Source organism: Westiellopsis prolifica IICB1, from assembly GCF_004323185.1.
GTDB classification, from domain to species: domain Bacteria; phylum Cyanobacteriota; class Cyanobacteriia; order Cyanobacteriales; family Nostocaceae; genus Pelatocladus; species Pelatocladus prolificus_A.
Genome location: NZ_NAPS01000001.1, coordinates 2,642,777 through 2,648,997 on the forward strand (window position 1 = coordinate 2,642,777; position 6,221 = coordinate 2,648,997).

At 40.4% G+C, this 6,221-nt stretch carries 4 protein-coding genes, 1 pseudogene and 1 other annotated feature; of the genes and pseudogenes, 4 read left to right on the forward strand and 1 reads right to left on the reverse strand.

The genetic code is table 11. The annotated features are described in order from the left end of the window. The first annotated feature begins 208 nt into the window (after positions 1-208). The 4 genes from B4U84_RS11005 (at position 209) to B4U84_RS11020 (ending at position 4,856) form a co-directional block, all read left to right on the forward strand. On the forward strand, positions 209-1,741 hold the full coding sequence (locus B4U84_RS11005; protein ID WP_242677599.1) for a tetratricopeptide repeat protein: 1,533 nt from the start codon (positions 209-211) through the stop codon (positions 1,739-1,741). Positions 1,742-2,117: 376 nt separating this feature from the next. After that, a complete protein-coding gene (locus B4U84_RS11010) occupies positions 2,118-3,266 on the forward strand; it encodes an alanine--glyoxylate aminotransferase family protein (RefSeq protein WP_131117791.1) in 1,149 nt (382 codons plus the stop codon). 309 nt (positions 3,267-3,575) lie between these two features. After that, the gene (locus B4U84_RS31160; RefSeq protein WP_026082153.1) at positions 3,576-3,830 is read left to right on the forward strand and encodes a hypothetical protein; all 255 of its coding nucleotides are present in this window, start codon (positions 3,576-3,578) and stop codon (positions 3,828-3,830) included. Positions 3,831-4,142: 312 nt separating this feature from the next. Continuing rightward, on the forward strand, positions 4,143-4,856 hold the full coding sequence (locus tag B4U84_RS11020) for a hypothetical protein (protein WP_044452148.1): 714 nt from the start codon (positions 4,143-4,145) through the stop codon (positions 4,854-4,856). Between the two features lie 264 nt (positions 4,857-5,120). Here the strand turns inward: B4U84_RS11020 and B4U84_RS11025 are convergent. Continuing rightward, positions 5,121-5,234, reverse strand: a pseudogene (locus B4U84_RS11025) (carboxylating nicotinate-nucleotide diphosphorylase); the annotation flags it as partial. A gap of 491 nt (positions 5,235-5,725) precedes the next feature. Continuing rightward, positions 5,726-6,220, forward strand: a sequence feature (16S ribosomal RNA rRNA prediction is too short). Position 6,221 lies beyond the last annotated feature (1 nt).

Below are 6,221 nucleotides of genomic sequence, written 5' to 3' on the forward strand. Positions count from 1 at the left end.
GGTGGCGTGTTTTTATACAGGATTTTGGCGATGGCTTTTACGTGTGCATCTAATTCTTTTTTCTCTTCTGGGGTCATTGGCCTTTCTWCTAGGGATGGAACACAAGTCATTGTCTCTTGAAGGGGTGCTGATGTACAGTCCCCCCTTTTATTCGCGAGAAACAATCGCGAATATTTTCCCCTTCTCCCCATCTCTTTGCAAAATTGGGATGCTCCCATCCTCTCAATCATCAATCACACAAACAATGATTGGGACTCCTGGGTATGCTCCCTCAGAACAAATGGCAGGAAGACCACGTTTTAATAGTGATATCTATGCTTTGGGCTTAACAGCAATCCAACTATTAACTGGAATGCACCCAAGAGAATTGAGATGGGATGAAAAAGATTATATCATCTTTCCTAGCGATATTAATATTGACGCTTCTCTAAGTGCAATTTTAGCCAAAATGGTTTATAACAACCCAGACCATCGCTATCAATCAGTAAATACAGTTATTGAAGATTTGAATAAAACGAAAATTAGTTCCCCACCCACTCAACCGCCAACTTATTACACATCCAATGATCGAAGAGTACTTACTAATATACGATTTATAAAAATTTGGCAGATTCCAGTTGTATTATTAGTAGTAGCTGGGATCATAGTATCCATAGAATTATTTCATCCGTTTATACGACCTGTATATTACTTACATGAAGCTAACAAGCTGCTTGATGAACGCCGAGGAGAAGCCGCTCTAGATAAATTTAACTCTCTCAAACAACTTCAACCTAACTCTCCTGAAGTTTGGAAAGGACGAGGCGATGCTTTGTTTCTTTTAGGACGGGATTTTGCTGCTTTACAATCTTATAATAGAGCGATTTTTCTGCAACCAAAAGACCAAAAACTTTTAGTTAAAATTTTAATTAATAAAGGCAAAGTTTTATATAAACAACAAAATTATCAAGAAACCTTAGATATTTATGAAAAAGCTCTAAAAATTGATGATAACAATCCAGAAGCTTTGAGTGGTAAAAGTTTATCTTTATTAGCAACTGGGAAAAAACAAGAAGCTTTGCAATATCTGGAGCAATTAAAGCAAATTAGACCTGATGATCCTAGAATTTGGCAAGAAATAGGCTTTGCGATCGAACAATCGCAAGGAAAACAAGCTGCAAAAGAATACTTTCAAGAAGCCCTTTCATCTTATGATGATCTTCTCAGAACTAAAAATAATAATCCAATATATTGGACTGATAGAGGTTCAATTTTACTAAAGTTGAGTCGTCCACAAGATGCACTTGATTCTTACGAAAAAGCACTAAACATAGATAATAATTTTTATGAAGCCTTAATTGGTAAAGGTAACGCCTTAAATGTATTAGGAAAACCTAGTGAAGCTCTATTTGCTTTTAAACAAGCTAGTAAAGTCCGTCCCCAAGATTATTTAGTTTGGTTTAACCAAGGAATTTTACTCACACAAACCTTAAGAAATCACGAAGAAGCGATTACAGCTTTTGAGCAAGCAATTGCACTGAAAGAAGATTTTCATCCGGCATGGGTGGGTAAAGCGTTAGCATTGTTAGAATTGAAACGCTATCAAGAAGCATTAGTTGCTATTGAGAAAGCGAAAACATTGCAACCAAAAGATCCAGATATTTGGGATATTCGAGGAGAAATTTTAAAGGGATTAGGTAAGCAACAAGAGGCAAATAATTCTTATTATAAAGCTGAACAACTTAGGGGTGAGATGCCTTAAATTATGATACAAAAAAGATCAGGAAGCAGTTTTTTGTTTTCCCTACTGATGTTGTTTATGTGAAGAGTGAGGAACCAGATCAAAATCATCCTAATGTGAGCGATCGCAATGCAATCTTGGAATGATTTTTAGTCTTGCGTCGTTTCGCGTCACTGAGCTAAAAAACTAACTTTACCAAGTAAAGACTTTAATGTAGCACTTGCTTTTTCTCAACTAATAACTTTGCTTATTTTGTAATAATAACAACTACATTTGTTAGTAACCGTGCTACCGCTGTTTAAAGTATATTAATCAACCCTATCCGTAGCCAAATATCTAGCCTTTCTATAATGAAGGGTATGATGCTTAATAAAGTTTGATTTCACTACTAAGAATAATGGCGCAAACAGTATCAATCAATAACAACCAGAGATTGCAACTAAAACCCCTAACCACACCAGAACGCTTACTTTTGGGTCCTGGGCCCTCAAATGCTCATCCCGCAGTTCTGCAAGCGATGAATACTCCTCCGCTAGGCCATCTTGATCCAGCTTTTCTTGGAGTCATGGATGAAATTCAATCATTGCTGCGCTATGTATGGCAAACAGAAAACCCGCTCACAATCGCTGTTAGTGGTACGGGAACAGCAGCAATGGAAGCAACTATTGCTAATGCTGTAGAACCAGGTGATGTTGTGTTAGTGGGTGTAATCGGTTATTTTGGTCATCGACTTGTAGATATGGCTGGACGTTATGGTGCAAATGTGCGAACCATTACCAAGCCTTGGGGACAAGTCTTTTCTATAGATGAATTACGGACTGCTGTACAAACTCATCGTCCAACTATTTTAGCTTTGGTTCATGCTGAAACATCCACAGGCGCACGTCAACCTCTGGAGGGAGTTGGTGAACTTTGTCGTGAGCTTGGTTGTCTACTGCTAATAGATACAGTTACAAGTTTAGGTGGTGTTCCCATATTTCTGGACGAATGGGGAGTAGATCTCGCTTATAGCTGTAGCCAAAAAGGTTTGGGTTGTCCACCCGGCGCTTCTCCTTTTACAATGAGTCCCCGCGCAGTTGAGAAATTGCAGCAGCGTCAAACGAAAGTGGCTAATTGGTATTTGGATATGACGCTGTTGAATAAATATTGGGGTAATGAACGGGTTTATCATCACACAGCACCTATCAATATGTATTACGCACTCCGAGAAGCACTACGTCTAATTGCCGAAGAGGGAGTGGAAAACAGCTGGCGACGTCATCAAGAAAATGTAGAATATCTCTGGCAGTCATTAGAAGATATAGGACTGTCATTACACGTACAGCGAGAGTACCGTCTACCAACTCTCACCACTGTCTGTATTCCTAAAGGTGTAGATGGTAAAGCTATCGCCCGACAGTTACTCCTAGAGCATAATATTGAAATTGGTGGTGGTCTTGGTGAGTTAGCTGGTCAAGTCTGGCGTGTTGGACTTATGGGTTTCAACAGTCGTAAAGAAAATGTAGACCGACTCATAGAAGCTCTACAACAGGTTTTGCCTAATTGATCCTCCCACATGCTTCCCCTACGCTAGGTACGGGGATTCCTATTTCATCTAGCGACCTCACCGCTATACATTGCATCTAAGCTCAACTGAAAGGTAGCAGTGTTTACAAATTGACAAAACTCGCCAACCTCTACTCAAATAGTGCAGCAATTTCTCAAGCAGGAGCATCTTTTTCAAGAGCAACTCATCGCTATTTTGAAAAAAGATGCATACTACGCGACCCACGTTACACCGGAAGTCATCACACGTAACATAACAGAAAGCTAGTGGAAACATGGAATGCACTTTCTAATCATCTTTTGTCAGGGAATGACTTCACAAAAAGAGTTGATTCACCATGTACCGACACTTAATGGTGATACCGCTCTAGACTTGACCTTGTTAAGCAATCAAGACCATCATCAACAAATAGTCATGTCTCCCTGGCCTTTCCAGCAGAATGAAGTCACACTAGTTTATGAAGGACAGCTTCTACGCCACATCTTCAGCAGTGAGATAGCAATGCGAGAAGCTTTAATCGGTGATTATATAGTGACTCTCACTACTACCTTAAGGCCAGATTAGAGAGCAGTAGTTATAAATTATTTACTTATCTAACCTCTTTTGCGTTGTCTAACTGACTTTTTTGTGGCCTTTGATTTAGCACCTGCTACTTTCAACTCAGCCTTTGACTGAGGTTTTGATGAATAAAGTTTTGGCGGCCGACATCGTTCACAAAACAAAGGTCTGGAAGGATAACAAGTCCGTTCAACGACTAGGTTGCATCCTTTACATACGAAACGATAGACTCTTTGCCTAATAAGGCGAGTGTGAGCTTTAACAAAAACTTCCTTGCTGTCCACCTGTCTATATCCTTTCAAAAACAACGAAACTACTATGGCTGATTTATCTGAGATTCTTCGGTTACTGGAAGCAGAGCGCGATCGCTACGTCTTAGAAACTGCTGATTTGGAGCGTCGTTTGTCTTTTGTCCGCAACCAAATGAATGTCCTAGAAGCTCTTATTTCAGGGTACGCTCTGGAAGAGAAAATGAATCATATCCACAAGCGTTTACCTGAATCATCTACACAGGCTTATCTAGAGGATAGCCTTCATTCCCTTGAGGAAGAAGGAGAACCTACTAGACTCGACCAAGAACAAAAACAACAACAGAAACAGACATTAGATCATAAGACAAATTCATTTGTAACCCCATCACCATCTACTTCAGAACTAGATTCCAAAGATTTCAAATCTACTGCTCCTTCATCGGAAGAACCAGACATATCTGACATTCCCAAACTAAGCATTGCTAGAAAACCTGGTACCTTAGCTTTACTACCTGAATTTCAAGAATACTCCATACAAAATGCAATCTTAATTTTGATGCGTCGCCGACCGGATTTACATTTTCACATTGATGCCATCGTACGGGACCTGTATGGTGATCAATTAACTCCAGATCAATTGAAAACTGCAAAAACGAATGTTGGGAAAATGCTTTCTACAGGAGTACAGACAGGAATGTGGTATCGGGTATTACAAGCTCATGGAGTTTACACTTTGAAATATGAAAAAGGAGTAACTACCAGACCTCTACAAAAAAAATGATTAGCTATTCAATTATCCATACAGCCGATAAACATATATGTGCAATCTACAGGCGATCTCGCGTGATATCGTATCACTCGCACGATAGTACTTAAAAAATTTTCCTCAAACGAGTACCACTTGCGATCGCAGGCTCTGCAAACAGAAGACTAAACACATAACCACTTTGTCCTTTTTTGGGAATACAATTTTTTATCCCTGTTTTTCCTAACCCCTCTTTTGTTACTACCAAGAGAGAAAATACTGCTTATGTCTTGAATCTTAAACATTATGAGTTGTGCGATCGCCCCTACCGATATCTTCTAATAAGGAGTTTTGGAGAAGTTGATCCAGCACGATAAATGGAGGTAGTACAGCAGTTGAACTTACCGTATTCATTTTGTACTCAAAAAGCCGACGCTATTTTAAAATAATGTGATTTAGTTCCGTGATTGAGACACTTCTCTAATTTGCATCAACTATGAATTTACAGTTACAGAAGGAATGAATAGGTGATAAAGGAATATGAAGAGCAAGTGAGAGGGAGTAATTAGAGTGTGTGAGAACATTAGGAACGTGAAATCAGTTTAGAGAATTTAAGGCTGAAGTAGAAGAGAGAGAGGGGTTTTAGGGTATTGCAAAATTTTTTTTCCAAAGTAGTTGACAAAGAAGTGGAGGGTAGGTAGTATAGGAAAGTGCCAAACGAGCAAAGCGCTGCAAAGCGAGGCTTCGAGGGCATCCGAACCATGAAAACTGTATAGTTTGAAAGAATTATATACTAGATAGCCTACGTCAATCAAGAGAATAGACCAAGGCTGAGGTCAAAAAAGAAGCCGTAGATAGAGCTAAACAAACGAGATTTGTTTTTGTTTATAGTGAAACAAAACGGAGAGTTTGATCCTGGCTCAGGATGAACGCTGGCGGTATGCTTAACACATGCAAGTCGAACGAGTCCTTTCGGGGGCAAGTGGCGGACGGGTGAGTAACGCGTGAGAATCTGGCTCTAGGTTCGGGACAACCACTGGAAACGGTGGCTAATACCGGATGTGCCGAGAGGTGAAAGGTTAACTGCCTGGAGATGAGCTCGCGTCTGATTAGCTAGTTGGTGGTGTAAGGGACTACCAAGGCAACGATCAGTAGCTGGTCTGAGAGGATGATCAGCCACACTGGAACTGAGACACGGTCCAGACTCCTACGGGAGGCAGCAGTGGGGAATTTTCCGCAATGGGCGAAAGCCTGACGGAGCAATACCGCGTGAGGGAGGAAGGCTCTTGGGTTGTAAACCTCTTTTCTCAGGGAATAAGCAAGTGAAGGTACCTGAGGAATCAGCATCGGCTAACTCCGTGCCAGCAGCCGCGGTAATACGGAGGATGCAAGCGTTATCCG

What these genes read in the sequence shown, in the direction of transcription:
- B4U84_RS11005 (WP_242677599.1), top strand. Translation starts at nt 209, where the DNA reads ATGCTCCCATCCTCTCAATCATCAATCACACAAACAATGATTGGGACT.
- B4U84_RS11010 (WP_131117791.1), top strand. Translation starts at nt 2,118, where the DNA reads ATGGCGCAAACAGTATCAATCAATAACAACCAGAGATTGCAACTAAAA.
- B4U84_RS31160 (WP_026082153.1), top strand. Translation starts at nt 3,576, where the DNA reads ATGACTTCACAAAAAGAGTTGATTCACCATGTACCGACACTTAATGGT.
- B4U84_RS11020 (WP_044452148.1), top strand. Translation starts at nt 4,143, where the DNA reads ATGGCTGATTTATCTGAGATTCTTCGGTTACTGGAAGCAGAGCGCGAT.